The sequence below is a fragment of the Microcoleus sp. B4-C1 genome (genome assembly GCF_036705285.1).
Taxonomy (GTDB): domain Bacteria; phylum Cyanobacteriota; class Cyanobacteriia; order Cyanobacteriales; family Microcoleaceae; genus Microcoleus.
On the sequence record NZ_JAUBUC010000147.1, the window covers coordinates 7281 to 9760 of the forward strand.

Annotated in this window: 1 protein-coding gene; it reads right to left on the minus strand. The window is 49.3% G+C overall.

Annotated elements, in window-relative coordinates; all coding sequences use genetic code 11:
• The coding region (locus QUB26_RS30520; protein ID WP_333321061.1) for a S8 family serine peptidase at positions 1-2390 on the minus strand (2390 nt) is incomplete at its 3' end.
• Positions 2391-2480: the final 90 nt, after the last annotated feature.

Consider the following 2480-nt stretch of genomic DNA (forward strand, 5'->3'; position numbering starts at 1 on the left):
GGAGTCGGAGTCGGGGTTTCCGGAGTCGGAGTCGGGGTTTCCGGAGTCGGAGTCGGGGTTTCCGGAGTCGGAGTCGGGGTTGCCGGAGTCGGAGTCGGAGGAGCCGGAGTCTGCGCTTTAATTACATTCTTCGCTGATGCGGCTGGGGGAACAGTCAGAAAGTCACTGCCAAGCAGGTTACCGACGTTTTGGAATTTGCCGCTAGTAGACAAGAAAAAGTCTTCAATAGTCAAATCTACCTGCGATTCTAACTGCCCGTCAGCATTCAAATCGATCAGCAAATCGTCGTCTTCTTTGACAGTTCCGTTTTGGCCTGCTGCAAGGGTTTTTGTCAGAGTGGCGTTGTTGAGGATTAAATTATTGGCGGTGCCACCAACATTTTTAATTCTGCTGCCTGCTGCTGTCTTGGCATCAAGGATGAAGGTAGTGTTTCCGGTGCTGCCGACTAGGGAGTCACTACCGCCACCACCGATCAGGGTGTCGCCGGCATCAACGGCGACGAGGGTATCCTTGCCACGGCCGCCGGAGAGGGTGTTGGCTACATCGTTACCGACTATTGAGTCATTTCCTTCGCCTGCGAAGGCATTGTCGATGATGCTGCCGGGGGCAATGGTGAGGGTTTGAGGAGCGAGTTTTGTACGCCCTGTTACATCTCGACCCGGTAGGGTACTTGTTGCACCGGACGCCAGGTTGACTATAACGTCGTCAGTAATCGCCGCCACGTTGATAATGTCATTGCCACCGTTGGTATCGGTGACAGTTTTGCGAGTAGTATCGGTGAAACTTGCGAACTCGTTGGTGTAGATGTAGGTGTTGTCGGTAATTAAATCATCACCGTACAACCGTAAAGTTGCACCTTTGAGTTTGCCGATATTGTTGCCGGTATTTTTTGCGTCGTTGGTGGCGCTATTATCTGAAATGTTCAACGTCCAATTGCCAAGACCGGTTTCTCCCCAGTGGCGAGCACTGCTAAAGGTGTAGTTGAGGGTTGTGTCTTTGAAACCGTTATCCTCTTTCTTTTCACCTACCGCGGTGAAGTAAGGGACGCGATCGAGCATGATACTCTCGGTTGTGTCGGGAGAAGTGAGCTTAACTACTAAGTCTTGAAATTGACCGTGCTCGATATCCAAATCTAGTTCGAGCTTGTCGATGTTGATGCCTTGATTAATGTTGAAAGTTTGAGTAATTCCTGCGGGGTTATTATCGAGAATATCCAACGGTGCTGGCAGGGTCAAATTGGCAAGTTGAAATTTCTCATTTGCCGCAGTTGCTGCTTCATTTTTGGCAGTTCCCGATCGCAACTGCCAAGTTTCTGCCAAACGCACTGCTGCCGTGGCATCGACTAATCCGAAGCCGTAATTATGGTTGACGTGGAGTCCGCCGCCGTTCCAGTTTTTCGCACCGTTGAATTTCCAATCGCTGTTGCTAGAGTCATTTTTCCGGGCTGAGTAACCGAGGATTTCCTGAACGTCGCGGTAGCCGAGTTTGGGATTAGCTTCTAGGATTAAAGCGATCACCCCCGAAACCATCGGTGTTGCTGATGATGTGCCGTTAAAGTCGTTGGTGTAGTTGAGATTGTCAAAATTGTCTCCGCTTTTTTTGTTGTAGCCCTCGTTTGCAGTACGATCGACCGTGACAATACTGCCTCCATCACCGAAAGCTGAGACGAGAAGCGGCGCACCCGGATTGCTGTACGGGGCAAAAACTCCCTTATTATCGATCGCAGCTACAGCAATTGTATAGCGACTGTTTGGCATATTGCTTAAGTTGGCATTTCTCCCCCGCTGTTCCACTCCTGCTGTCAGGTTAGGGTTAACGTTTTCGCGCTCGTTTCCCGCTGCCCAGACAGATACTGTTCCCAACTTATTGCGGCCGTTGGTGACAGCGTTTTTGATGGCTGCAACATAGTCGTTAACATCTACAAAGTTTGATGTTAAGCCCCAGCTATTGTTAGAAACGTCGAATTTATCCTGCGCTTGTAAACTGGGAAGGACGCTTTTATCGGAAAATTTATAACTGGCGATCGTTGCTTGATAAGCAACACCTACTGTACCAAGATTGTTTCTTCTAGCTGCAATCACTCCAGCTACAGATGTACCATGATTGTCACCAGCCGTCGCTGGAAAGGGGCCTCCTGAGCCGTCTGGCAGGGAAAGCGATAGATCGAAGTTACCTGCAAAGTCTTCGTGATTGCCCTCAGTACCATCATCGATGACACCTACTTTGATGCCTTTACCGGTATACTGCGGCCACAGAGGGAGTACATTGATATCGATGCCGGGAGTGCCTGGAGTGACAGTATTATTTGCTACTCCCTGTCCTGTGTTGAACAGCCACCACTGATCCTTAGCTAGGGTATTTTTTAAGTCGTCTGGTAATTTATTGGTCACAACAAGCCCTCACACTAGAATTTTCTTAACTGTTTCTGAAAGCAACGATCATGGGGAGAGGTCGATCGCATCTTTTAAAAGATGCGATCG